At 67.6% G+C, this 23,905-nt stretch carries 25 protein-coding genes, 1 other RNA gene and 1 pseudogene; 8 read left to right on the forward strand and 19 right to left on the reverse strand.

Annotated elements, in window-relative coordinates; all coding sequences use genetic code 11:
- Nucleotides 1-62: 62 nt before the first annotated feature.
- Together fmt and truA are read left to right on the forward strand one after the other, a co-directional pair.
- On the forward strand, nucleotides 63-989 hold the full coding sequence (fmt, locus tag E1H18_RS08070; RefSeq protein WP_172265960.1) for a methionyl-tRNA formyltransferase: 927 nt from the start codon (nucleotides 63-65) through the stop codon (nucleotides 987-989).
- Nucleotides 989-1,732 carry a tRNA pseudouridine(38-40) synthase TruA gene (gene truA, locus E1H18_RS08075; RefSeq protein WP_172265962.1) on the forward strand — a complete coding sequence of 248 codons (744 nt, stop codon included), beginning with the start codon at nucleotides 989-991 and terminating at the stop codon, nucleotides 1,730-1,732. Before fmt ends, truA begins: the two co-directional genes overlap by 1 nt.
- A 123-nt stretch (nucleotides 1,733-1,855) precedes the next feature.
- Here truA and E1H18_RS08080 read toward each other — a convergent pair whose 3' ends face one another.
- The gene (locus E1H18_RS08080) at nucleotides 1,856-2,776 is read right to left on the reverse strand and encodes a glutaminase (RefSeq protein WP_172265964.1); all 921 of its coding nucleotides are present in this window, start codon (nucleotides 2,774-2,776) and stop codon (nucleotides 1,856-1,858) included.
- Between the two features lie 15 nt (nucleotides 2,777-2,791).
- The gene (gene dapE / locus E1H18_RS08085; protein ID WP_172265966.1) at nucleotides 2,792-3,967 is read right to left on the reverse strand and encodes a succinyl-diaminopimelate desuccinylase; all 1,176 of its coding nucleotides are present in this window, start codon (nucleotides 3,965-3,967) and stop codon (nucleotides 2,792-2,794) included.
- Between the two features lie 64 nt (nucleotides 3,968-4,031).
- Between dapE and E1H18_RS08090 the strand changes: the two genes are divergently transcribed.
- Entirely contained in the window at nucleotides 4,032-4,511 is a 480-nt protein-coding gene (locus E1H18_RS08090; protein ID WP_172265968.1) for a cupin domain-containing protein, read from the forward strand.
- Here the strand turns inward: E1H18_RS08090 and E1H18_RS08095 are convergent.
- Together E1H18_RS08095 and E1H18_RS26485 are read right to left on the reverse strand one after the other, a co-directional pair.
- A pseudogene (locus tag E1H18_RS08095) lies at nucleotides 4,508-5,440 on the reverse strand (sialidase family protein); the annotation flags it as partial. The gene E1H18_RS08090 and the pseudogene E1H18_RS08095 overlap by 4 nt on opposite strands.
- Before the next feature lie 12 nt (nucleotides 5,441-5,452).
- Nucleotides 5,453-5,656, reverse strand: a complete 204-nt coding sequence (locus E1H18_RS26485; RefSeq protein ID WP_206679047.1) for a hypothetical protein — start codon at nucleotides 5,654-5,656, stop codon at nucleotides 5,453-5,455.
- Nucleotides 5,657-5,913: 257 nt separating this feature from the next.
- On the opposite strand from E1H18_RS26485, the gene E1H18_RS08100 reads away from it, so the two are divergent.
- Nucleotides 5,914-7,338 carry a site-specific integrase gene (locus E1H18_RS08100; RefSeq protein ID WP_172265970.1) on the forward strand — a complete coding sequence of 475 codons (1,425 nt, stop codon included), beginning with the start codon at nucleotides 5,914-5,916 and terminating at the stop codon, nucleotides 7,336-7,338.
- 401 nt (nucleotides 7,339-7,739) lie between these two features.
- On the opposite strand, the gene def is transcribed toward E1H18_RS08100, so the two are convergent.
- The 7 genes from def to ffs all read right to left on the reverse strand — a co-directional run bounded on the left by def (nucleotide 7,740) and on the right by ffs (nucleotide 12,963).
- On the reverse strand, nucleotides 7,740-8,261 hold the full coding sequence (gene def, locus E1H18_RS08105; protein WP_172265973.1) for a peptide deformylase: 522 nt from the start codon (nucleotides 8,259-8,261) through the stop codon (nucleotides 7,740-7,742).
- An 8-nt stretch (nucleotides 8,262-8,269) separates the two neighbouring features.
- Nucleotides 8,270-9,580 (reverse strand): DNA recombination protein RmuC, encoded by a 1,311-nt coding sequence (rmuC, locus tag E1H18_RS08110; protein ID WP_172265976.1) that lies wholly within the window; start codon nucleotides 9,578-9,580, stop codon nucleotides 8,270-8,272.
- Nucleotides 9,581-9,652: 72 nt separating this feature from the next.
- A complete protein-coding gene (locus E1H18_RS08115) occupies nucleotides 9,653-9,805 on the reverse strand; it encodes a hypothetical protein (protein ID WP_172265979.1) in 153 nt (50 codons plus the stop codon).
- Nucleotides 9,806-9,916: 111 nt separating this feature from the next.
- Nucleotides 9,917-10,519, reverse strand: a complete 603-nt coding sequence (gene recR / locus E1H18_RS08120) for a recombination mediator RecR (protein WP_172265982.1) — start codon at nucleotides 10,517-10,519, stop codon at nucleotides 9,917-9,919.
- Nucleotides 10,520-10,559: 40 nt separating this feature from the next.
- Nucleotides 10,560-10,889 (reverse strand): YbaB/EbfC family nucleoid-associated protein, encoded by a 330-nt coding sequence (locus tag E1H18_RS08125; RefSeq protein ID WP_172265985.1) that lies wholly within the window; start codon nucleotides 10,887-10,889, stop codon nucleotides 10,560-10,562.
- Between the two features lie 35 nt (nucleotides 10,890-10,924).
- Nucleotides 10,925-12,757 carry a DNA polymerase III subunit gamma/tau gene (locus E1H18_RS08130; protein WP_172265988.1) on the reverse strand — a complete coding sequence of 611 codons (1,833 nt, stop codon included), beginning with the start codon at nucleotides 12,755-12,757 and terminating at the stop codon, nucleotides 10,925-10,927.
- A 108-nt stretch (nucleotides 12,758-12,865) separates the two neighbouring features.
- Nucleotides 12,866-12,963, reverse strand: an RNA gene (ffs, locus tag E1H18_RS08135) — signal recognition particle sRNA small type.
- Between the two features lie 94 nt (nucleotides 12,964-13,057).
- Between ffs and nudC the strand changes: the two genes are divergently transcribed.
- On the forward strand, nucleotides 13,058-13,999 hold the full coding sequence (gene nudC, locus E1H18_RS08140) for an NAD(+) diphosphatase (RefSeq protein WP_172265991.1): 942 nt from the start codon (nucleotides 13,058-13,060) through the stop codon (nucleotides 13,997-13,999).
- A 16-nt stretch (nucleotides 14,000-14,015) separates the two neighbouring features.
- On the opposite strand, the gene E1H18_RS08145 is transcribed toward nudC, so the two are convergent.
- The 3 genes from E1H18_RS08145 to obgE are packed head-to-tail and all read right to left on the reverse strand — an operon-like array spanning nucleotide 14,016 to nucleotide 17,758.
- Entirely contained in the window at nucleotides 14,016-15,551 is a 1,536-nt protein-coding gene (locus tag E1H18_RS08145; RefSeq protein ID WP_172265994.1) for a UbiD family decarboxylase, read from the reverse strand.
- A 12-nt stretch (nucleotides 15,552-15,563) separates the two neighbouring features.
- The gene (proB, locus tag E1H18_RS08150) at nucleotides 15,564-16,697 is read right to left on the reverse strand and encodes a glutamate 5-kinase (protein ID WP_172265997.1); all 1,134 of its coding nucleotides are present in this window, start codon (nucleotides 16,695-16,697) and stop codon (nucleotides 15,564-15,566) included.
- A complete protein-coding gene (gene obgE / locus E1H18_RS08155) occupies nucleotides 16,694-17,758 on the reverse strand; it encodes a GTPase ObgE (protein WP_172266000.1) in 1,065 nt (354 codons plus the stop codon). Before obgE ends, proB begins: the two co-directional genes overlap by 4 nt.
- Nucleotides 17,759-17,973: 215 nt before the next feature.
- Here obgE and E1H18_RS08160 point away from each other — a divergent pair, with 215 nt between their 5' ends.
- Nucleotides 17,974-18,933, forward strand: coding sequence for a hypothetical protein (locus E1H18_RS08160; RefSeq protein WP_172266003.1), 960 nt, complete (start codon nucleotides 17,974-17,976; stop codon nucleotides 18,931-18,933).
- A gap of 165 nt (nucleotides 18,934-19,098) precedes the next feature.
- Here E1H18_RS08160 and E1H18_RS08165 read toward each other — a convergent pair whose 3' ends face one another.
- The 3 genes from E1H18_RS08165 to rplU form a co-directional block, all read right to left on the reverse strand.
- Nucleotides 19,099-19,632, reverse strand: a complete 534-nt coding sequence (locus E1H18_RS08165; RefSeq protein WP_172266006.1) for a GNAT family N-acetyltransferase — start codon at nucleotides 19,630-19,632, stop codon at nucleotides 19,099-19,101.
- A gap of 186 nt (nucleotides 19,633-19,818) precedes the next feature.
- Nucleotides 19,819-20,088 (reverse strand): 50S ribosomal protein L27, encoded by a 270-nt coding sequence (gene rpmA / locus E1H18_RS08170; RefSeq protein WP_172266009.1) that lies wholly within the window; start codon nucleotides 20,086-20,088, stop codon nucleotides 19,819-19,821.
- A gap of 31 nt (nucleotides 20,089-20,119) precedes the next feature.
- Complete coding sequence (gene rplU / locus E1H18_RS08175; protein WP_172266012.1) at nucleotides 20,120-20,689, reverse strand: 50S ribosomal protein L21; 570 nt, start codon at nucleotides 20,687-20,689, stop codon at nucleotides 20,120-20,122.
- Between the two features lie 211 nt (nucleotides 20,690-20,900).
- Here rplU and E1H18_RS08180 point away from each other — a divergent pair, with 211 nt between their 5' ends.
- Together E1H18_RS08180 and E1H18_RS08185 are read left to right on the forward strand one after the other, a co-directional pair.
- A complete protein-coding gene (locus tag E1H18_RS08180) occupies nucleotides 20,901-21,530 on the forward strand; it encodes a hypothetical protein (RefSeq protein ID WP_172266015.1) in 630 nt (209 codons plus the stop codon).
- Between the two features lie 48 nt (nucleotides 21,531-21,578).
- The gene (locus E1H18_RS08185) at nucleotides 21,579-22,694 is read left to right on the forward strand and encodes a GTP-binding protein (protein ID WP_172266018.1); all 1,116 of its coding nucleotides are present in this window, start codon (nucleotides 21,579-21,581) and stop codon (nucleotides 22,692-22,694) included.
- 58 nt (nucleotides 22,695-22,752) lie between these two features.
- On the opposite strand, the gene E1H18_RS08190 is transcribed toward E1H18_RS08185, so the two are convergent.
- Both E1H18_RS08190 and E1H18_RS08195 read right to left on the reverse strand, forming a co-directional pair.
- Nucleotides 22,753-23,127, reverse strand: coding sequence for a hypothetical protein (locus E1H18_RS08190; protein ID WP_172266022.1), 375 nt, complete (start codon nucleotides 23,125-23,127; stop codon nucleotides 22,753-22,755).
- 149 nt (nucleotides 23,128-23,276) lie between these two features.
- On the reverse strand, nucleotides 23,277-23,723 hold the full coding sequence (locus E1H18_RS08195; protein WP_172266025.1) for a biopolymer transporter ExbD: 447 nt from the start codon (nucleotides 23,721-23,723) through the stop codon (nucleotides 23,277-23,279).
- Between the last annotated feature and the right edge of the window lie 182 nt (nucleotides 23,724-23,905).

The raw sequence follows: 23,905 nt of genomic DNA on the forward strand, positions 1-23,905 counted from the left end.
CCCCACGGCTCAGGTTCCGCCCGCGCCTTTCCTCCGAGGCCCGAGGGGGCTAAACCCCCGCCATGCGCATCGCTTTCCTCGGCACGCCCGATTTCGCCGTCACCTGCCTGGCCGAACTGGTCGCCTCGGGCCACGAGATCGTCGCCGTCTATTCCCAGCCGCCGGCCCCGCGCGGGCGCGGCCAGGACCTGAAGCCCTCGCCGGTCCACGCCTTCGCCGAGGGCCTGGGCCTGCCGGTCCGCACGCCGGTCTCGATGAAGACGCCCGAGGAAATCGAGGCCTTCCAGGCGCTGGACCTGGACGCCGCCGTCGTGGTCGCCTTCGGGCAGATCCTGGTCAAGGCCGTGCTCGACGCCCCGCAGTACGGCTGCTTCAACCTGCACGCCTCGCTGCTGCCTCGCTGGCGCGGCGCGGCCCCGATCCAGCGGGCCATCATGGCCGGCGACCCGGTGACCGGCGTCCAGGTCATGCGGATGAGCGAAGGGCTGGACGAGGGCGCGATCCTGATGTCCGAACAGGTGGTCATCGCCGACGACGACACGGTCGCCACCCTGCACGACAAGCTGGCCGCCACGGGCGCCCGCATCCTGCCCGTGGCCCTGGCCGCCATCGAACGCGGCGGCGCCCGCGAGACGCCGCAGGCCTTGGAGGGCGTGACCTACGCCAAGAAGATCAAGTCGGCCGAGGCCCGCATCGACTGGAACCGTCCCGCCGCCGAGATCGACCGCCACATCCGCGGCCTGTCGCCTTTCCCCGGCGCCTGGTTCGAAGCGCCGTCGGAAAAAGGCCCCGTCCGCGTGAAGGCCCTGCTGTCGCGCGTCGAAGCGGCTTCAGGCGCGCCCGGGACGGCGCTCGACGACAGCCTGCTGATCGCCTGCGGGGAAGGCTCGGTGCGCCTGCTCAAGGCCCAGCGCGAGGGCAAGGGCGTCCAGGACGCCGAGACCTTCACGCGCGGCTTCCCGGTCCCCGCCGGAACGACCCTGGCCTGATGCCCCGCTACCGCCTCCTCGTCGAGTATGACGGCCGGCCCTACAACGGCTTCCAGGCTCAGGCCGTGCTGCCGTCGGTGCAGGGCGCGATCGAGACGGCGGTGAAGGCCTTCAGCGGCCAGGACGTGCGCATCGCCGCCGCCGGCCGCACCGACACCGGCGTGCACGCCACCGGCCAGGTCGTGCATGTCGACCTCGAGCGCGACTGGCCGGCCCAGACGGTGCTGAACGCCCTCAACGCCCACCTGATGCGCGAAGCGGTGTCGATCCTGTCGGCCGAGGTCGCCGAAGGCGACTGGCACGCCCGCTTCTCGGCCAATGAGCGGCGCTATCTCTACCGCATCCTCAACCGCCGCGCCCCGCCGGCCCTGGACAAGGGCAAGGTCTGGCACGTGAAGAAGGATCTCGACGCCGACGCCATGCACGCCGCCGCCCAGCATCTGGTGGGCCTGCACGACTTCACCACCTTCCGCGACATGCACTGCCAGGCCAAGAGCCCGATCAAGACCCTGGACGCCGCCCGCGTGCGGCGTGTGGGGGAAGAGATCCACCTGGACTTCGAGGCGCGATCGTTTCTGCACCGGCAGGTGCGGTCGATGACGGGGACGCTGGTCGAGGTCGGCGCGGGGCGCTGGACGCCGGACGACGTGAAGGCCGCGCTGGAGGCCAAGGATCGACGGGCCTGCGGTCCTGTCGGGCCGGCGGATGGGCTTTATCTTGTGGGCGTGGGGTACGGGGACTGACTTGCCCCCTCCGCGCTGCGCGCTCCTCCCCCGAAGGGGGAAGACGGGTGACTGCGCACCGTCTGCCCCCTACCGGGAGCGGACGACCTGCGAAGCAGGTCAGGTGGGGGCGAGTGACCGCGCCTAAAGCACCGAGCAATTGGTGATCTGGCTGAACGCCTCCAGCGCCGCCGTGCCGACCACGCTGGTGCCGAACCGGTCCAGCTCCGGCGACCACACGGCCACCGTCGCCTTGCCGGGGATCACCGCGACGATGCCGCCGCCGACGCCGCTCTTGGACGGCAGGCCGACGCGGTAGGCGAAGTTGCCGACGCTGTCATAGATCCCGCAGGTCAGCAGCAGGGCGTTCAGTCTCCGCGTCAGACGCTCGTGGAAGATCGTCTCCTGGGCGACGGGCGAGAAGCCGCCGGCCGCCAGCGGCAGGAAGGCCCGGGCCAGTTGGCGGCAGCTCATGGTCAGGGCGCATTGCCGACAATAAGCGGCGACCACGGCCTCGGGTTCGTGGGTGATGGTGCCCTGCCCTCGCATCAGGCTGGCGATGGCGCGATTCTGCCAGGCATTGGCCAGTTCCGAAGCCGCCACCGTCGCATCGATTTCGACCGGCTCGTCGGCCAGGAAGCCGGCAAAGTCACGCACAAGCCCAGCCGGGTCTGGGCTGACGTCCAGCAGCACGTCGGTGATCGCCAGAGCCCCGGCATTGATGAACGGATTGCGCGGCACGCCCTTCTCGGCTTCCAGCAGCGACAGGTGGTTGAACGGCGTGCCCGAGGGCTCCTTGCCCACCCGCGTCCAGACCTCGTCGCCGATGCGGTTCAAGGCCAGGCCCAGCGCAAAGACCTTGGTGATGCTCTGGACCGAAAAGCCCTCGTCGGCGTCGCCGATCACGTGCTCCTCGCCGGCCACCGTGCGCACGGCCATGCCGAACTTGGTCCCCGGCACCGAGGCCAGCGACGGGATGTAGTCGGCGGTCCGACCCTTGCCGAAGTGCGGCTTCACCAGCACCGCGACCTCGGCCAGCACCTCGGCGATCGAAAGCTCCTTCATCGCCGAGCGTTCCTCTTAGGCGAAGGCCGCGAAGTAGCGGTTGATCAGCGCCTCGTAGGCGCCGGCCAGCTGGCGCACTTCCTCGACCGGCACGCGCTCGTCGACCTGGTGCATGGTCGAGCCGACCAGGCCGAACTCGACGACCGGGCACAGGGCGCGGATGAAACGGGCGTCGCTGGTGCCGCCCGTGGTCGACAGCTCCGGAACGCGGCCGGTGGCGTCGCCCACGGCGGCCACGATCACGTCGGTGAAGTCGCCTGGCAGGGTCAGGAAGGCCTCGCCGCTGATCTTGCTCAGCACCTCGACCTTGCCGTCGAAGCCTTCACCTGCGGCGCGACACACCTCTTCGAACCAGGCGGCCAGCTGTGCGCCCGTGTGGCCGGGGTTGAAGCGGATGTTGACCCGAGCCTTGGCGGTGGCGGGGATAACGTTGGTGGCGGTGTTGCCGACGTCGACCGTGGTCACCTCCAGGTTCGACGGCTGGAAGCCGGTATAGCCATCGTCCAGCACGCGACTTTGAAGGCGCGAGAGGATGTCGACCAGCACCGGGATCGGATTGGCCGCCCGGTGCGGATAGGCCACGTGACCCTGGCGGCCCTCGACCGTGATCCAGGCGTTGATGCTGCCGCGCCGGCCGATCTTGACCATGTCGCCCAGCACGCCCGCGCTGGTCGGCTCGCCGACGATGCAGTGGTCGATGATCTCGCCCTCGGCGGCCAGGGCCTCGACGACCTTGACGGTGCCGTCCTCGGCCACGCCCTCCTCGTCGCCGGTGATCAGGAAGCTGATCGAGCCAGCATGCTCGGGGATCTTCGACACGGCGGCGACGAAGGCGGCGATGGCCGACTTCATGTCGACCGCGCCGCGGCCGTACAGCACCCCGTCCTTGATCTCGGCCTCGAACGGGCCAGCGGTCCAGGCCGCGTCGTCGCCGACCGGCACCACGTCGGTGTGGCCCGCAAAGCAGAGGTTCGGTCGCGCCGTCCCGCGTCGGGCGTAGAGGTTCTCGATCTCGCCGAACTTCATCCGGCGACAGTTGAAGCCAAGCGCCTCCAGCTGGCGTTGCAGCGTATCCATCGCGCCTTCATCGGCCGGTGTCACGGAGGGCCGACGGATCAGGGCTTGGGCGAGGCTTACCGGGTCGATACTGGCAGCGTCGATGCTGACGGAAACGGGCGTGGGGCTGGTCATGGTGCAGGCTTTAGGCTTCCCTCCGGCGCGACGCAAACCCGGCAAGCCTGTTCCAAGGTCGACCATGCCCAAGATCGATATCGCCTCGGCGCCGACGCGGATCGGCACGGCCTATCCCGCGCCGTTCAACCAGCCGTGCCTTCTCCGCCACCGCACCAAGCTGGGCGATGCGGTCGGCCTCGACCAGTTCGGGGTCAACCTGCTGCGCCTGCCGCCCGGCCAGTGGTCCAGCCAGCGCCACTGGCACACGGCGGAGGACGAGTTCACCTGGGTGGTCGAGGGCGAAGTGGTGCTGGTCGATAACCACGGCGAGACGGTGCTGCGGGCCGGCGAGTGCGCGGGCTTCAAGGCCGGGGTAGAAAACGGCCATCACTTTCAGAACCGCTCGGACCGCGACGTCCTGCTGCTGGAGATCGGCGCACGACGGCCGGCCGAGGACGGCTGCGACTATCCCGACATCGACCTGGTGCTGCACGACGGTGAAAGCCTCTACCGCCATCGCGACGGCGCGCCCTACGACGCCCCGGAAGGGCGCAAACGCTAGCGCAGCGCCTTCAGCGGCACGCGCGTCACCTGGACGTCCTCCTTGTTGGCCGCGTAGCCGACATAGAGGTAGCCGTTCCACACCACGCTCTTGGGATAGTGATAGCCGGGACGCTTGTACTGGCCTTCGAAGCGCAGGGGCTGCAGGTCGCCCTTCCCGCGCAGCCGCCAACTGCGGTCGAAGACCCGGCCGTCGGGGCTTGTGGTCACGGCCAGCGGGATGCGCGGACGGTCGGCGTTGGGGGCGTTGACCAGATAGACGCCGCCGCCGGGCAGGTTGCCGGCGCTCTGCTTGGCGCGGGCGTCGGGCATGGCGGTCAGGGCCGGGGTCGTCCAGGTCGCGCCGCGATCGCAGCTTTCCGAGGCCAACTGGCGGAAGCTCAGTTCCTCGTCGCGGAACACCATGACGATGCAGCCGTCGACGCGGCGAAACAGGCTGGGTTCGATCTCGCGGCTGAGCTTCTTCTCGTGGGCGGCGGCCGCGCTCGACGTATCGCGCGGCAGGTTCTCCATCCGCCCTTGCGTCCAGCCTGTCACGCCCAGCGGATCGTCGGTGAAGAACGGCTTGGCGATCATGCCCGGGCGCAGGTGGAAGGCGGTCAGCACGCGGCCATCGATCACGTGCGGATCCTGCTCGATCACGCCCTCGACCGGCTTGCCGTCCGCGCCCGTCACGCGCTGGGGCGCGCTCCAGGTCTGGCCATCTGCGCTTGTCCGATATTCCGTGTAGCCACCGGCCCCGGACTGGAAGCCCTCGGGCCAGACATTGGCGTAGGCGATCAGGGTCTTGCCGTCGGTGTGCCAACCGCCGCTCGAGCGCATCAGGCCGTTCTCGCCGGCCGGAGCCAGCTTGCGCGGCGGGCTCCAGGTCCTGCCGTCCGCGCTGACGCTGTAGGCGACCCAGGTGTCGGCGGAATCCTCGTCGCGAGCCGAGCTCTGCCATTAGGCGTAGAGCTTGCCCTTGAAGCCGATCAGCACGACGCCGTTGCTGAAGCGGTCAGTCACCTCCGTCGGCGCGAAGACGGTGAAGGTCTCGGTTCCGGGCGCGGCGGTCAGGCCCAGGTCCGGCTGGGCGGGCTGGAACAGGTTCGGAGCGACCGTGTAGGGGGCGGTGCTCAGAGCCAGAGCGGCCAGGATGCTGATCATCTACGCTTACTCCCACCATCGCTCATCCCCGCGAAAGCGGGGACCCAAGCTGGCGTTGAGGTTTCTGGGCGGTCTGCGAGTATCCTCCGACTCGGCTTGGCTCCCCGCTTTCGCGGGGATGAGAGCTTATAACTAAATATCTGTAAAAATTCAACTATCTTTGCTATACTGTCCTTCACAGGCTCTGCACAGGTACGGCAAATCAAGGACTTAGCGCCGCCCCCTGCACAGAACCTGCACAACGCGAGGGGGCACGCATGGCATTCGTCATAGACAAGCAGGAGCTGAAGCCGGGTCTGATCATTTTCCGGCGCAGCGACGTCCAGCATCGCAACTGGTACTGCCGCGTGAAGCTGCCGAAGGCAGACCGCTACAAAACCTATTCCCTAAAGACGGCAGACATAAACGTCGCGCGCGATCAGGCGTTCGACCGGGACGCCGACGTGCGCTTCCGCCTCAAGCACGATGTGCCGGTGTTCAACCGTCCGTTCCGGGACGTGGCGCAGGAATACATCGCCGTGCAGGAGGAGCGGGCCAAGCGGCACGAGATCAGCGCGGACCGAGTCAAGAAGCTCAAATCCGTCATCGGCGGAGCCCTCGAAGCCTATATCGGCTCAACCCAAGTCCACCTCGTCGGACAAGAAAGCTGGGACGGCTACCCGACTTGGCGGCGCGAGAACGGCGAAGGCCGCAACGCTCGCAACGGTGCGCGCGAAGTGTCAGAGGAATTGTCGAAGAAGCTGGCCGTCCAAGAGGCGGCCATGCGCGACAAGTCCATGGCCACGCGCGGCCTGCGGACCAAGCCGCGCCAGCTCCGGGCGGATGCTGGTGAAAAGCGCATGGTGTCCTTCGTCAGCGACAGCACCATCCGGTTCGAGATGTCGATCTTCGGCGCTGTGATGGGTCACGCGATCAAGAAGCGCTACGCGCCGATGACCCAGCGCTTCGAAGAGCGGCCCAAGCTCAAGATCATGCGCCGCGACGAGTTCACGCGCGAGGAGTACCGAGCCCTGCACACCTTCGCCCGCGACAAATGGGTGAAGGCCGCCACGCGCGAGACCAGCCGCTGGTATCGGACCGTCGCCTACAACTTCGTCCTGATCATGTGCAACACGGGCATGCGCCCGAGCGAGGCGAAAAACCTACGCTGGCGAGACATCATGCCGGCGACGGACAAGGACGGCCGCGAGATCGTCGTCTTGTTCGTCCAGGGCAAAGGCAAGTCCCGCCAGCTTGTCGCCCCGAAAAGCGTTGGCGACTATCTCGACCGCATCCGGGAGATTTCGGCGGCGACCGGGGCCGACGATCGTGTCTTCACCACCATCGACGGCAACCCGGCGAAGTCCCTCTATCAAGCCCTGATCGAAGATCTCCTGACCGAGGCCAAGCTCCGCAATGGCGCGAGCGGCCTGCCTCGTTCCACCTATTGCTTCCGCCACACCTACGCGACGTTCCGCTTGAGCGAAGGCGTGGACGTCTATTTCCTGGCCGAGCAGATGGGGACGTCGGTCAAGATGATCGAGGACCACTACGGCCACGTGAACACCATCAAGTATGCGGACCGGGTGTTGCAGGGCATGAGCACCTGGAACCCCGCCGATGATCCCAATGGCGGCGACGCCGCCGCCGGGGCCGCGAAGGCCGCCGCCTCTCGGCAAAGGCCGCGCGGAAAGAAGCACTGACCAATCCTCTCCAGCCGGATCGGATTTGAAGCATCGAGTTCGATGCGCCGATTGGCGTCACCTCGTGAATCTTGCCGAGGGTGAGCGGCGACGTGTTCACCGTCGAGACCGCGCATAACGAAGTCCACGTTTTCGCAGGAGGCTAGGCCCTGCTCAGGCCGCCAACGAGGGTGACCTAAGCAGGTGGATAACTTTACGTGCGCCAATGCAGAACGAGCGCGACTCTGGTAGAAATCTATGTGGCTCTCGGGACCGAAAAGGCCTGTGCAGGAGAAAATATCCTACACAGTTCCTGCGCAGCCGATTTTCAGGTAATTTTTCCCTTAAAAATCATAGCCTTATGATTGGCTTGGTATTTCGCGGGGATGAGCGGATAGGGTGGGGCTGATCCCGAAAGAGTCTTAAGCCGCGCGGCGGGCCTTCTTCACCTTGGCCATGGCGCGGTCGCGGCGCAGGCGCGAGAGGTGGTCGATGAACAGCACGCCTTCCAGGTGGTCCATCTCGTGCTGGATGCACACGGCAAACAGGCCCTCGGCCTCCTCGACGACGGTCTCGCCCTGGTAGTTCATGTAGCGCAGGGTGACCTTCGACGGGCGCTCGACCTCGTCGAAATATTCCGGCACCGACAGGCAGCCTTCCTCGTAGCCGAGCACGTCTTCCGAGCTCGACAGGATCTCGGGATTGACGAAGTAGCGCGGGGCCGGCTCCTCGCCCTCGCGGGCCAGGTCCATGGTGATCACGCGCACCGGCTCGCCGATCTGCACGGCGGCCAGGCCGATGCCCGGGGCGTCGTACATGGTCTCCAGCATGTCATCCATCAGCGCGCGCAGGTCGTCGGTGACGGCCTCCACCGGCGTGGAGATCTTCTTCAGCGTCGCCAGGTCGGCGGCGTTATCGACGGTGAGGATGCGACGGATAGCCATGATCCCACTCAGGTAGTGGGGTCATTTCCGAGCGTCAAGGTGGGAGATTGTCCCGCCTCGGCTTGACCCGCCAGCTTGGAGCCCAGTTTCGTTAGGGGCCGAACGCCCTGATCGATGGCCGCCGGCTCGTCGATCTTCTTGCCCTCATGGTCGACCGACAGCTCCTCGAAGCGGCGCGCCTGGGTCAGGACCTGACTCTCCAGCGAGCCGACGAACTGGTTGTACTTGCCCACCGCGCTCTCCAGCGCCTTGCCCATGGCCCCGGCGTGGGCGCCCATCACCGAGACGCGCTTGTAGAGTTCACGGCCGACCTCGACGATGCGCGCGGCGTTCTTGGCCTGGTCCTCGGCCCGCCAGCCGTAGGCGACCGCCTTACATAGCGCGAACAGGGTCGTGGGCGTGACCAGCACCACCTTGCGCTCCATCGCCTCGGCCATCAGGTCGGGTAGGCGGTCCAGCGCCGCAGCCAGGAAGCCGTCGCCGGGCACGAACATGGCCACGAAGTCGGGCGAGCCGACGCTCGAGAACTGATCCCAATAGGCCTTCGACGACAGCCCCTGCATGTGGCTGCGCACGCTGGCGGCGTGGCGGACCATGGCGGCCTCGCGCAACGCGTCGTCGGTCGCTTCCTGGGCTTCGAGGAAGGCGTTCAGCGAGCACTTGGCGTCGATCACGAACACCCCGCCGCCCGGCAGGGTGACCTTGACGTCGGGCCGACGGCGGCCCTCCTCGGTGTCGACGCTGAACTGCTCCTGGAAATCGAAGCGGCTGTTGAGACCAGCCGCTTCCAGCACGTTGCGGAGCGTCTGCTCGCCCCAACGGCCTTGCACGCCGGCCCCGCGCCGCAGGGCGGCCGACAGCTTGCGAGCTTCGGCCTGGGTCGCGGTCGAGGCCTCCATCAGAGCGGCGATCTGGGCCTTGAGGCCGCCGGTCTCTTCCGCGCGGGCCTTCTCGACGGCGGTGACCTGGGCCTCGAACTTGGCCAGGGTCTCGGCCACCGGCTTCAGTTGGGCCTCGAGGCGCGCCTGGGCCAGGTTGTCCCGGCTCTTGGCGTTCTCGTCGGCGCGCTTGATCAGCTGCTCGGCGATGGCGTTGGCGCTTTGGGCGGCCTGGGCCTTGATCAGCTCGATCTGGGTGGCGCTCTGGTCTTCCAGCAGGCGATGGCGCTCCTCGGCCTGAACGACCTTCTCGTTCAGCATCCAGGCTTGGGCTTCAGCCTTGGCGGCCCGCCTCTGAGCAGAAACCGCCCAAAGGGCGCAGGCCAGCGCGGCCAGGGCGAAGACGATGGCTAGGATCAGAAAAGGATCGGAGAAGTTCATGCTCCGTTCCTAGCCGGAATCGCTTCCCGGCGAAAGGCGGCCGAGCGCATCCGCCCGGCCGCTGCGTCCGGATCAGTCGTCGCCGTCCGCGAGGTCGGCGATCATGCCGTTGATCGGCTCGCCGGCGAAACCGGTGACGTTATGACCCTTGTCGACGACGCCCACCTTGGCGACGTGCGGCGCTTCGATCTCGGCCTCGGGAGCCTTGTCTTCGGACGTGCTCATGGAACTCAAGTCCCTTCAACGCGCGGCGACCATCGCCAAGCGCGACTGTGCGAAGCTGCCATGGCTTGGCCGATCGGTCAGGCGGAAAACCGTCGTTTTCCGAAAAATCAGCTAGGCCGGCCGCCGGGCGCGCAGGGCCTGGGCGATGGTGCCGTCGTCGAGCCAGTCGAGATCGCCGCCGACGGGGACGCCGCGGGCCAGCATGGTCACCGGGACGTTGGTGCGGGCCAGGCGGTCGGCGATGTAGTGGGCGGTCGTCTGGCCGTCTACGGTGGCCGGCAGGGCCAGGATCACCTCGGCCACTTCGCCGTCCGCCACCCGGGCGACCAGCTCGCCGATGCGAAGGTTCTCGGGCCCCACGCCGTCCAGCGCCGACAGCAGACCGCCCAGCACGTGGTAGCGGCCCTTGAACGAGCCGCCGCGCTCCATGGCCCAGACCGAGCCGACCTCCTCGACCACGCACAGCAGGCGCACGTCGCGCGTGGCGTCGGCGCAGACGGCGCAAGGGTCGGTGACGTCGAGCGAGCCGCAGGTCGAGCAGGTGCGGACCTTCGCCTGGGCCTCGGCCATGGCCAGGGCCAAGGGCGCCAGCAGCGTGTCGCGCTTCTTCAGCAGGGCCAGCGCCGCCCGCCGGCCCGAACGCGGTCCCAGCCCCGGCAGCTTGGACAGCAGGGCGATCAGGCGCTCGATTTCAGGTCCGGCGGAAGCGGCCATTCTTTTCCTTGATCCCTTTCCACCGGAAAGGGCGGGGTCTCTAGAACTTCATCCCGGGCATGCCGCCCATCAGGCCCGCCATCGGACCGGCGGCGTCCTGCATCATCTGGGCCTGCTTGGCGTCCAGCTTCTTCTTGGCGTCGGCGTGGGCGGCGACGATCAGGTCGGCGATGACCTCGCCCTCGCCCGGCTCGATCAGGCTCTCGTCCAGCACGACCTTGGCCAGTTCGCCCGTGCCCTTGAGCGTGACGGTGACCATGCCGCCGCCCGAGGTCCCCTCGACGGTGCTTTCGGCCAGGCGCGCCTGAGCGTCCTGCAGCTTCTGTTGCATGGCCTGAGCCTGCTTCATCAGACCGCCGATGTCTTTCATGTCAGGTACTCCAAAGTCTCAAAACAGCGGGCCGATCAGCCCTCTTCCTCGTCCGGCTCCAGCGGAGGCGTCTCGGGGGTGAGCAGCTTGCGGATCTCGACGATCTCGGCGCCCGGGAAGGTCGACAGCACCGAGGATACGAAGGGATCCTTCTTGATCTCCTCCAGCGCCTCGCGGTCCTCGCGCTTCTGGCGCTCCATCAGGCTCTCGGCCCCGCCGCCGCCCTCGGCCGCGACCAGCCAGGGCTGGCCGGTGGCCTCCTTCAGGAAGCGGACCAGACGGCCGGCCAGATTGCCAGGCGCGCCGGGCGCGGCCTCGAAAGTGATGGCCCCAGGGCGGAAGCTGATCGGACGGATATATTGCTCGGCGTCCAGGCGCAGACCGATGTCGCGCTTGGCGGCGATCAGGGCCATGACGTCGTCGAACGAGGCCACCACCGGCATGGCCGGGGCCGCCGGCGCGGCCATGGTCATCGGCGCGTGGGCCGAGACGGCGCCGCCGCCTCCGCCCCCACCGATCGCAACGCCGCCGCCGGGACTGCCGCCACCGATGGGCGCGCCGTCGCGCAGGGCCTTCAGGGCCTCCTCCGGACCGGGCAGGTCGGCGGCATAGCACAGTCGGATCAGGGCCATCTCGGCCGCAGCCATGGCGTCGGGCGCGCGGCGCACTTCCTCGTGAGCCTTCAACAGCATCTGCCAGAGCCGCGACAGCGTGCCGGCCGAGGTGTGCGCCCCGATCGCGGCCAGGCGCGCGGCCTGCTCCTTGGGCATCGACAGAGCGTCGGGGCCGAGCGCCTTGGACACCGCCGAGCCGTGGCAATGGTCCAGCACGTCCAGCATGACCACGGCCGGGTCGGCGCCGAAGCCCCACAGCGCGCGGAAGCCCTCCAGCGCGTCCTTGGTCTTGCCGGCCATGACGTTTTCAAAGAGCGCGATGGTCTGGCCGCGATCGGCCAGGCCCAGCATGTCGCGGACGACGCTGGCGGTGACCGTCGCGCCGCGGTCGGTCTGGACGATGGCCTGGTCCAGCAGCGAGAGGCCGTCGCGCACCGAACCCTCGGCCGCGCGGGCGATCAGGGACAGCGCGTCCATCTCGATCCGCGCGCCTTCCTTGGCCGAGATCTTGTCGAAGTGCTTGACCAGAACGTCCGGCTCGACCCGGCGCAGGTCGAAGCGCTGGGTGCGTGACAGGATCGTCACCGGCACCTTGCGGATCTCGGTGGTGGCGAAGATGAACTTGGCGTGCGGCGGCGGCTCTTCCAGCGTTTTCAGCAGCGCGTTGAACGCCGCCGTCGACAGCATGTGCACTTCGTCGATGATGTAGACCTTGTAGCGCGCCTCGACCGGGGCGTAGCGCACCCCGTCCAGCAGCTCGCGCATCTCGTCGACCTTGGTGCGGCTGGCGGCGTCGAGCTCCAGCACGTCCATGTGCCGGCCCTCGATGATGGCGCGGCAGTGGTAGCCTTCGGTGGTCAGGTCGACCGAGGGCCCCTTGACGGTGTCGGTCTCGTAGTTGAGCGCCCGGGCCAGCAGGCGGGCGGTCGTGGTCTTGCCGACCCCACGGACGCCGGTGAGCATGAAGGCGTGGGCGATACGGCCCGTGGAGAAGGCGTTGGCCAGCGTGCGGACCATGGCCTCCTGGCCGATCAGGTCCTCGAAGGTGCGCGGGCGATATTTCCGCGCCAGCACGGTATAGGCGTCGCCGGTTTCGGGCGGCGGATCCTGAACGACCGGGCGCCCCTCTTCCGCGGCGGCGACCGGCGTCGCCGCGGGCGCGCCGCCGAAGATGTCGACGGTGTTCTCGTCGCGCTCAGCGGGCGCTTCGTCCCACGGCGGCGCGGAATCGGAAAGGTCGTCGTGATCGGCCATGGCGCTGAGTGTAGTGGGGCGAAGAGCGCGGCAAAAGACCCAGGCCGGGTCGACCGGCCATCTGCTGACAGATTTCGCGCTTTTAGGGGCCGCGAGGGATGTAGGGGAAGGTGGAGACCGGACAGCGACCCAGAAGTGATCTCGTTGTGGCTGCTGCCTCTCGGCCCTGACCAGGTTGGCGAGGCTTCCGTCCGCGCCGATCTCCGAGGCCTATATCGCGACTCCGGACGAAGGATGCAAGACGCATGACGTTGATGCGACGTCGTGACGAGCGATCAGAGCCGCGCTAGAGGTTCCATCATGCCTCTGTCGATCATCACCAACACCTTCGCCGGCAACCCGCTGAACCGCGCCAGCGAGCGCCGCGGCGACGAGTCCTGGCTGGCCGAAAAGCTGGCCGACGCCGAATCCCTGGCCGTGGCGCTGTGGAACGGCAAGCCGCTGGTCGAGGACCTGCCCGGCGAGGACGGCCAGCCTGGCGGCGTCCAGATCGCCTATCTCCGCGCCGACATGGCCCAGGACCTGGCTGGGGGCGCCGAGCGCCTGCTGTTCCTGGGGCTGTGGAAGGACATCGCCGTCTTCGCCGTCGACATCGACACGACCGGCGATCCGGCCGAGGGTCCGCTGCAGGGCTTGGGCCGCTTCGAGGAACTGCGCGGCGCGGCGGCTGCCATGCCCGCGGCCGACGCTGGCATCCTGGCCACCGCCAAGTCGATGTTCGAATGGCGTCGCCGCCACCGCTGGTGCAGCGCCTGCGGCCAGCAGACCAACGTTTCCGACGGCGGCTGGAAGCGCATCTGCCCCTCCTGCGACGCCGAGCACTTCCCGCGCACCGACCCGGTGGCGATCATGCTGGCCCTGCACGACGGCAAGTGCCTGCTGGGCCGCCAGGCCGCCTGGCCGGAAGGCATGTACTCGGCCCTGGCCGGCTTCATCGAGCCCGGCGAGACCATCGAGGAGGCTTGCGCCCGTGAGCTGAAGGAAGAGGCGGGCCTGACGGCCACCGCCGTCCGCTACCACTCCAGCCAGCCCTGGCCGTGGCCGGGCTCGCTGATGATGGGGCTGATCGCCGATGTCGACAGCGCCGACGCCGCGCCGGACCAGACCGAGCTGGAAGCCGTGCGCTGGTTCAGCAAGGAAGAGGCCGCGCTGCTGATCAAGGGCGAGCTGGAAGGGGTGTTCGCCCCCCCGCCCCTGGCCATTGCGCACCAGCTGATCAAGGCCTGGGCCGAGGAGGCTTAGGCCTCCTCGCTCCGGTTCAGGACTTCTTCCAGATCGGCGCCCCGTCGCCGGGCAAGCCCAGGCGCGACCACTTCTCGCTGACCGCGTCGATCACGCCCTGGTCCATGCGGATCTCTTCGCCCCATTCGCGCTTGGTTTCAGGCGGCCACTTGTCGGTGGCGTCGAGGCCAATCTTGGAGCCCAGGCCGCTCTCGGGGCTGGCGAAGTCGAGATAGTCGATCGGGGTGTGCTCGATCACCGTGATGTCCCGCGCGGGATCCATCTTGGTGCTGATCGCCCACATGACGTCTTTCCAGTCGCGGGCGTTGATGTCGTCGTCCACGACGATCACCCACTTGGTGTACATGAACTGGCGCAGATAGCTCCAGACGCCCAGCATCACGCGCTTGGCGTGGCCGGGATACGCCTTCTTCATCGACACCACGGCGATGCGATAGCTGCAGCCCTCGGGCGGCAGCCAGAAGTCGACGATCTCGGGGAACTGCTGGCGGATCAGCGGGATGAACACCTCGTTCAGCGCCTCGCCCAGCACCGAGGGCTCGTCCGGCGGCCGGCCGGTGAAGGTGGTCAGATAGATCGGGTCCTTGCGCATGGTGATCGCCGTCACCTGGAAGACCGGGAACTTCTCGACGCTGTTGTAGTAGCCGGTGTGGTCGCCGTAGGGACCCTCGTCCTCGAACTCGTCGAGCAGGACATGGCCCTCGATGACGATCTCGGCGTGGGCCGGCACCATCAGCGGCACGGTCTTGGCCGGCACGAGGTCGACCTTGGCCCCGCGCAGCAGGCCGGCGAACTGGTATTCCGACAGCGTGTCGGGCACCGGCGTCACGGCGGCCAGGATCGTGCCGGGATCGGCGCCCAGCACGGCGCAGGCGGGCAGCGGCTCCTTGTTGCCGGCCTTCTTGTGGCGGGCGTAGTGCTGCGCTCCGCCGCGATGAGCCAGCCAGCGCATGATGCACTTGTCCTTGGAGAGGACCTGCATGCGGTAGATGCCGAGGTTGAAGTCATCCTCGCGGTCCTTGCCGGGACCCTTGGTGACGACCAGCGGCCAGGTGATCAGCGGCGCCGGCTCGCCCGGCCAGCAGGTCTGGACCGGCAGCTTGGAGAGGTCGATCTGGTCGCCGGTCAGGACGACCTCCTGCACGGGGGCCTTCTTCACCGTCCCGGGGCGCATGCTCATGACCGTCTTGGCCAGGGGCAGCATGTCGAGGGCGTCCTTCAGACCCTTCGGCGGCTGGGGCTGACGCAGGAAGGCCAGCAGCTCGCCGACCTCGCGCAGCTCACCCGCCGTCTCGCGCGGTTCGCCGCCCAGGGTGACGCCCATGGCGACACGCTTGACCGTGCCGAACAGGTTGGCCAGGGCCGGCATCGAAGAGCGGGTGCCATCGGGCAGCAGCACGTGCTCGAACAGCACGGCCGGACCGCCGGTGGCCAGCAGACGCGTCTGGATCTCGGTCATTTCCAGCACGCTGGAGACCGGTTCACTGACCCGGACGAGTTCGCCCTTGGCCTCGAGAACGTCGATGAACTCACGGAGGGAACGGTAGGCCATGGTACTCGTGCCTCAGTTCGCGACGGCCAGGTCGTCGGCGTGGATCATCGGGCCTTCGGTAAAGCCCAGCTCGGCCTCGATGGCGTCGGAGCGCAGGCCGGCGATGCGCTGAGCGTCGGCGCTGTCGTAGCGGACGATGCCGCGGGCGACCTCAGCACCGGTCTCGTCGCGCACGCGCACGGCGTCGCCCTTCTCGAACGGCCCCTCGATGGCGCGCACGCCGGCCGACAGCAGGCTCTTGCCCGAGGTCAGGGCCTTCGCCGCGCCGGCGTCGATCGTCACCCAGCCTTGAGGGGCCAGCGAGCCGGCGATCCAGGCCTTGTAGGCGGCGGCGGGCGAGGCGGCGGCCTCGATCAGGGTGGCCTTCTCGCCGGCGGCGATGGCGGCCAGCGGATGCGGGCGCGAGCCTAGGGTGATCAGGGTCGCACAGCCGGCGGCGCGGGCGATACGGGCGGCGGCGATCTTGGTGGCCATGCCGCCGGTGCCGACGCCGGCGGCGGCGTTGGCGCCCTCGGCCATGCCGGCGATCTCGGCCGTGATCTCGGTCACCAGCGGGATGTGGGCGGCGCTCGGGTTCTTGCGCGGATCGGCGGTGTAGAGGCCGTCGATGTCCGACAGCAGCACCAGGAGGTCGGCGCCGGCCATCTGGGCCACGCGGGCGGCCAGGCGGTCATTGTCGCCGTAGCGGATTTCCTCGGTGACGACGGTGTCGTTCTCGTTGACCACGGGGACCACGCCCAGGCCCATCAGGGTCTCGGTGGTGGCGCGGGCGTTCAGCCAGCGGCGGCGCATCTCGGTGTCGTCGCGGGTCAGCAGGATTTGGGCGACGCTGGTCCCGTGCGGCTCGAACGCCTCTTCCCAGGCGCGCATCAGCAGGCTCTGGCCCGCCGCCGCGGCGGCCTGCTTCTCCGGCAAGGTCGTCTTGCGGCCGGTCAGACCCAGGCGACGGCGGCCCAGGGCCACAGCGCCTGACGAGACCACCAGCACCTGCTTGCCGGCCGCGCGCAGGGCCGCGGCGTCGGCGCAGAACGCCTCCAGCCACGCCCGGTTGGCCGCGCCGGTTTCAGCGTCGACCAGCAGGGCCGAGCCGACCTTGAAGACGATCCGCCGAGCCTTGTCGAAGACGTGCGCCCCCCCGTGGCTCACGGCGTCCAGCCCCCGGGGGTCTCCTCGATGTGATCTTCGTCTTCGTCGATCTCGGCCTCGAGATCGCCCTTGCGGATGCGCACCTGACGATAGGCCGCGCGCAGCAGCTCGGTGACGCCCTGCCCCGAAACACCCGACACCAGGAACGGCTTGGTCCCGGAAATCTCTTCAAGTTCGGCGATCTTCTCGGCGAGGGTCTCCTCGTCGAGGGCGTCGATCTTGTTCAGGGCCAGGATTTCGGCCTTGTCGGCCAGGTCCTCGCCATAGGCTTCCAGCTCGCCGCGGATCGTCTCGTACGCGCCGGCGATGTCGTCCTGCGTGCCGTCGATCAGGTGGATCAGCGTGGCCGAGCGTTCGACGTGGCCCAGGAAGCGGGTGCCCAGGCCGGCGCCTTCCGACGCGCCCTCGATCAGGCCGGGAATGTCGGCGATCACGAAGCGCTCGCTGGTCGACAGGTCCACGACGCCCAGGTTCGGGGTCAGGGTCGTGAACGGATAGTCGGCGATCTTCGGCTTGGCGGCGCTGGCGGCGGCCAGGAAGGTCGACTTGCCGGCGTTGGGCAGGCCGACCAGGCCGACGTCGGCGATCAGCTTCAGCCGCATCCAGATCCAGCGTTCCTCGCCCTCCTGGCCGGGGTTCGCATATTTGGGCGCCTGGTTGACTGGTCCCTTGAAGTGCAGGTTGCCCCAGCCGCCGTTGCCGCCCTTGGCCAACAGCAGGCGCGCGCCCACGTGGTCGAGGTCGGCGATCAGGGTTTCCTTGTCCTCTTCGAGGATCTCGGTGCCCACCGGCACTTTCAGCAGCACGTCGTCGCCGGCGGCGCCGTGGCGCGCGCGACCCATGCCGTGAATGCCGGTGCCGGCCTTGAAGTGCTGCTGGTAGCGGTAGTCGATCAGGGTGTTGAGGCCTTCGACGGCCTCGATCCACACGTCGCCGCCGCGACCGCCGTCGCCGCCGTCCGGGCCGCCGTACTCGATGTACTTCTCGCGGCGGAACGACACCGACCCACCGCCACCGTTACCGGAGCGGATATAGATCTTGCATTGGTCCAGGAATTTCATGGGCTCCTTTTGTCCCAAGGCGTCTCGCGCGTCGAGCCAAAACACCCCGAAGGGGCCTCTCGCGCCCGCCCACTGTGACGCTTGGTCACGTGGTTACGTACCCGGAAAGGATGACCGACGTTCTTTCTCGTGACGAAATGTTAAATCTACTGGTGCGACAAAGAGTCCTGGCGGGACCCCAGAGGTCCGATCTCCAGCCGACGGGAGGCTGACCTTTGACGAGCGAAGTAGAGGCCAACCCGATTCTGACCAAGGATCTGCGGGATCTGTCGACGGCCGAGCTGCACCGCAAGTACAGCACCGAAGCGTCTGTTCACCGCAACATCCTGATCGCTCGCGGCACGGGCCTCGCTCCGCAATGGCGCGAGTTCAAGACCTTCCTCGGCGAGATCGGCACGCGTCCGACCGGCGACCACACGCTGGTCCTTCTGAACCGCTTCGAGCACACCTATGGTCCGGGCAGGGCCAGGTGGATGACCGACGACGAGCGGGCCGCCCACGAGATCGAATTCGACCGCCTGCGCGCCGAGCAGCAGCGCGAGGAGCAGCTGACGCTGCACAAGACCGCCGCCACCAAGCGCGCCAGCACCCCCGGCGCGCCGTCGTTCGGCCAATGGACGCCGATGGCCGGCAAGCAGGTGGCCTATACCGAGGTCGCCAAGCGACTGGCCATTCCCGTCGGCGCCCTGTCGCGGACCATGCCGGCCGGCACGACCGCCGACGACCTGGTCAAGCGCTCGAGCGTGGTCAGCGACCTGATCAATGAAAGCGCCTCGTGGCTGCCGCCGGATCCGGCCCGCAAGGTCGGCTTCTTCGAGGCCTACCGCATCTGGCACCTGCAGGTGCAGCCGCAGTTCGGCCGCGCCGCCACCCCGACGTTCCTGTTCCTCTACATCGCCCTGCCGGTGATGAAGCAGTGCCGCGACGAGCTGATGGACCAGAACCTGTGGAATCCGCTGGGCCAGCGGGCCATGGCCGCTCGCGACAACCACGTGTCCTGGAAAAAGTACACGGAGTTCATGCCCCGGGCGCAGGTGGCGCTGATGGAGATCCCGATCTACGCGACCTATTCGCTGCTCAGCGACCTGGACGCCCTGTGCGAGCGGATCATCACCGCCGAAAAGCGCTTCCGCGAAGGTCCGCAGAAGGTGATCCACACGCACCGGGCGGCCTAGAAGATGCTCCCCCGTAGTACGGGGGAGCTGTCACCCCCGGGTCGCGCGAAGCGCGCGCCCGAGGATAAACTCCGTGACTGAGGGGGCTATTGCGGCTTGGGCCGAGCTTGTCCCCTTCCGGCCCTCTGGGCCACCTCCCCCGCGCGCGGGGGAGGATCTTAGACTCTAAGCCAGCCAGACCATCATCCGCGTCGCGGCCAAGGCCCCGCGGGCGATCGACGGCTTGTGCTCGACGACGCCCGTATAGAGGAAGCCGGCCTTGACCAGGACCCGGCCCGAGGCGTCGTTGTCGGCGAAGTGGCCGGCGACGACATAGCGCTTGCGCCAGGCCGCCCGGGCCCAGTCCAGCGCCGCCCTGGTCGCCTCGCTGGCATAGCCGCGCCCCCAGTAGGGACGGCCGATCCAGTAGCCCAGCTCGACGCTGTCCTCCGCCGTCGTGAACATGCCGATCACGCCGATCAGGCCTTCCTCGGCCAACTCGATGGCGAAGGTGTTGTCCCGCGCGCGATCCTGCGCGCCGCAACGGGCGACGAAGTCCTCGGCGTGGGCGCGGGTATAGGGCGAGGGCATGCGCGTGGTCATGCGCGCGACGTCATGATCGGTGCAGAAGGCCGCCACGCGCTCGACATCGGCCTTGGCCGGGGCGCGCAGCGTCAACCGCTGGGTTTCGATGACGGGTCTTTCTTCGATGACGCACATCGGCGCCTCCCAGAGTTCTTCCGACCCTTCCTTGATCGAGGGTCGTGACGCCGCCATGGCCAATTTGTTGCAGGGCGGCGAGACAAACAAAAGCGGGGAGTCCGGCGTTCCGGACTCCCCGCTAGAGATCGTCTGTCCGGATCGTCTTCAGAGATGAAGCACGATCCGAAAAACTCTGGTTCGTGCTTACTCGGCCGGTTGAGCAGCCGGGGTGACCGTCACGTAGGTGCGGTCATGCTTCTTGGTCACGAAACCCACGGCGCCCTGAACGAGCGCAAACAGGGTGTGGTCCTTGCCGATGCCGACGCCGGCGCCCGGATAGAACTTCGTGCCGCGTTGACGCACGAGGATGTTGCCAGCGAGAACCTTCTCGCCGCCGTACTTCTTCACGCCAAGGCGCTTCGATTCTGAGTCGCGACCGTTGCTCGACGAGCCGCCAGATTTTTTGTGAGCCATTGTGCTCTCCTAACTTTAGAAGGCGTCGCCCTTAGGCTTCGCCTTCCTCCGTGGTGGCGGCGGCCTTCTTAGGGGCGGCCTTCTTCTTCGGGGCGGCTTCAGCGGCCGGCTCGGCGGCGGCGTCAGCAGCCTTCGGAGCCTTGGCGGCCTTCTTCGGAGCCGGAGCGGCTTCGGTCGAGGCGGCCGGGATGCTGAACGGCACGGCGGCGTCGCCGAGGCCGCGAGCGCGGGCGTTCAGGATGACCTTCGGGGTCAGGTCGATCGAACCTTCCCACTTGGCTTCCAGGCCAGCGCCGACGACCGACGTGACGCGCACGACGGATTCGGTCTGACGATGGCCGCGGGTGCGGCGATAGCCCTGGCGACGGATCTTCTTGAAGATCTTCACCTTCTCACCCTTGCGGGTTTCGATGAGCGTGCCCGAGACGACAGCGCCGTCCACGAGAGGGGCGCCGACCGTCACGGCCTCGCCTTCGCCAAGCATCAGGACTTCACCAAAGGCCACGGCAGCGCCGGGTTCACCTTCGAGCTTTTCGACAACCAGCAGGTCGCCGGCTTGAACCCGGTACTGCTTGCCGCCGGTTTTGATCACCGCGTACATAGGTTAGCGCCTTAAAAACGTGCGTTCGCAAAATAGGGAACGCCCGCTAGGAAACCCGGCGGGCGAAGAGGGGCGGACTTATACAGCCCAAGACCCGAGAGTCAACGCCGGGGCGGAGGATTCCGCCGATCGCCTTACGCCAATCTTTTGAAGCAAACCGATCGCAGGAGTCTCCTGGCTCGTTATCTTGTAACACGCTATAGGAACAGGCGTGAACTCGACCTTCTTCGCCTCTATCGCCGCCACCGGCTTTGCCGTGGCCTTTCTGCACGCGGCCCTGCCTACGCATTGGCTGCCGTTCGTGCTGGTCGGGCGGGCGCAGAAATGGTCCACCGGCCGCACCCTGGGCGTAACCCTGCTGGCGGGCCTGGGCCACGTGGCCCTGACCATTGCGCTTGGCCTGGCCCTGGTGCTGGCGGGCCTGGCCCTGCAGCCGGCGCTCGGCGGCCTGTTCCATCTGATCGTCGGCGCGCTGATGGTCGCCGTCGGCGGCTATTATGTGTTTCGCGGCCGCCACAACCACACCCTGCCCGACGCCGGTCGCCGGACCTACGCCTCGGACCGCGCCGCGATCGTGGCCCTGGTCACGCTCCTGACCCTGTCGCCGTGCGAGGCCTTCCTTCCCTATTATCTGGCGGGCATGGAGCACGGCTGGCAGGCCTTCGTGCTGCTCAGCGGCGTGCTGATGGCCGCCACGGCCGCCGGCATGCTGATCTTCACCAGCCTGTCCCTGGCCGGCTTCAAGCGCCTGGGCCTGCACTGGGTCGAGCGCTATGAGGAGACCATCCTGGGCGGCGCGCTGATCCTGGTCGGCCTGGCCGTGGCTTTCCTGAAGACCTGAGTCGGCTTGACGCTTCCGCTGGGACGCTTAGGCTCCTAAATAGCGGCCATGACCCAAGCTGCTCCCGCCACTTCTGGCAAGATCCCCGTCACCGTGCTGACCGGCTATCTCGGCGCCGGCAAGACCACGCTCCTCAACCGCATCCTCACCGAGGAGCACGGCAAGCGCTACGCCGTGATCGTCAACGAGTTCGGTGAGGTCGGCATCGACAACGACTTGGTGGTCGGGGCCGACGAGGAAGTGTTCGAGATGAACAACGGCTGCGTCTGCTGCACGGTGCGCGGCGACCTGATCCGCGTTCTCCAGGGCCTGATGAAGCGCAAAGGCGGATTCGACGCCATCATCGTCGAGACCACGGGCCTGGCCGATCCCGGCCCGGTGGCCCAGACCTTCTTCGTCGACGACGACGTCAAGGCCCGCACGGCGCTGGACTCGGTCACCGCCGTGGTCGACGCCAAGCACATCATGCTGCGCCTGGGCGACAGCAAGGAAGCGGTCGAACAAATCGCCTTCGCCGACCAGATCGTGCTGAACAAGACGGATCTCGTCTCGGAAGACGACCTGCGCCACGTCGAGGCTCGCATCCGCCGCATCAACCCGCTGGCCCCGATCCACCGCGCCCAGCGCTCGAACGTTCCGCTGGACGCCATCCTGGGCAAGCACAGCTTCGACCTGGACCGCATCACCGAGCTGGAGCCGTCGTTCCTGAACCCGGCCCACGGCGAGGCCGGTCACGTCCACGACGAACACTGCGGCCACGATCATCATCATCACGACCATGGGCATGACCACGTGCACGACGAGCACTGCGGTCACGACCATCACGGCCACGATCATGGACACAGCCATAAGAGCGACGTCCACGACGACGGCGTGAAGGGTATCTCCCTGACGCTGGACAAGCCGGTCGACGGCCAGAAGATCACCGTCTGGCTCAACGAGCTGCTGGCCAAGCGCGGCCCCGACATCCTGCGCGCCAAGGGCATCATCGACGTGAAGGGCGAGAACAAGCGCCTCGTCTTCCAGGCCGTGCACATGATCCTGGAAGGCGACTTCCAGCGCGAGTGGACCGACAAGGACAAGCGCTACAGCCGCATGGTGTTCATCGGCCGCGACCTGGATGAAGCCGAGCTGCGCGCCGGCTTCGAAGCGACGGCGGCCTAAGCCGCCTCGCCCTAGAGCCCTGGAGCATTTCACCGATCCGTTCGGATCGGAAAATGCTCTAGGCGGCGGCCGCGTCCAGGCCGCCGAGGATCTGAGCCATCAGGCGCGTCGACAGCGTCTGGGTCATGTCCATCAGCGTAGGCTCGGCGGACGGCTTCGGACGCGCACCGCCCAGGTCACGAGCCTGGGACGGCGTCGTGTCGCCCTGCATCCGCACCGTCTCCCAGGGCCCCTGGGCCGGAGACGGCGCGGCGGCGGTTTCTGCCCGGCCGATCTTGCCGTCCTGTTCGGCGTTCAGCGCCTCGAAGATCTTGGCGAAGTCGCTGGCCGAGCGCGCGCCGGCGTCGACCGTGCGGGCGGGCGCAGCGCCCACCGCGCCCAAGGGCTTCTGCTGCGCCTGCTGGATAAGCGCGCTGCTGCTGATCGTCGTCATTCGCCTGGCCTCCGCCGTGAAGGGACGGTCAGGACCAAGCAAGAATCACGCCACGCCAGAGCGGGTCGCGACAAACAAAAAGCCCCGGAGCTTTCGCTCCGGGGCTTTCGTGTTTTTGGCGTGTTCTTGGCTGTCGCCGAGGACGATCCTTAGTGGATGTCTTCGTTGATCAGACCAACCTTGAACCAGCCCGTGGTCTGCAGTTGGTTCAGCACGCCCATGAAGTCGGCGTAAGGCACGTCGGCGTCGGCGCGGATCATGACGCGCTGATCGTCCTTCGGGCCGGCTTGGCCGGTCGCGGCGAACTTGGCGTTCAGATCGGCTTCCAGACCGTCGAGGCTGGTTTGCTTTTCAGCGATGAAGATCGCGCCCGACTTTTGAATCGAGATGAAGACCGGTTCTTTCGGCTTCGTCGTTTGCGGCACGGCCGAGGCCGGCGGCAGGTCGATCTTGATCGAGGTCACGGCCATCGGAACCGCGACCATGAAGATGATCAGCAGAACCAGCAGAATGTCCACGAAGGGCGTGACGTTGATTTCGGAATTCTGGCCCAGCGAATAACGGCCACCGCCGCCGCCAGCAAGTTTAGCCGCCATAGCCTGACTGTCTCCCAGAAGGTCGCACCGCTTGGGGCGCGCCTGAAATGTCGTTACCTACGCCACGTCTGGCGTAGACGGGCGCGGAAGTAAAGCCCGACGACGCGTTGCAATGGCAACCCCTTTTCGAGTCTTTTTTGCCGAACGCCGTTCGAAGGGGCAGCTTGCGCCGTCTTCGTTCG

The sequence above is a fragment of the Caulobacter sp. RHG1 genome (assembly GCF_013181195.1).
Classification (GTDB): domain Bacteria; phylum Pseudomonadota; class Alphaproteobacteria; order Caulobacterales; family Caulobacteraceae; genus Caulobacter.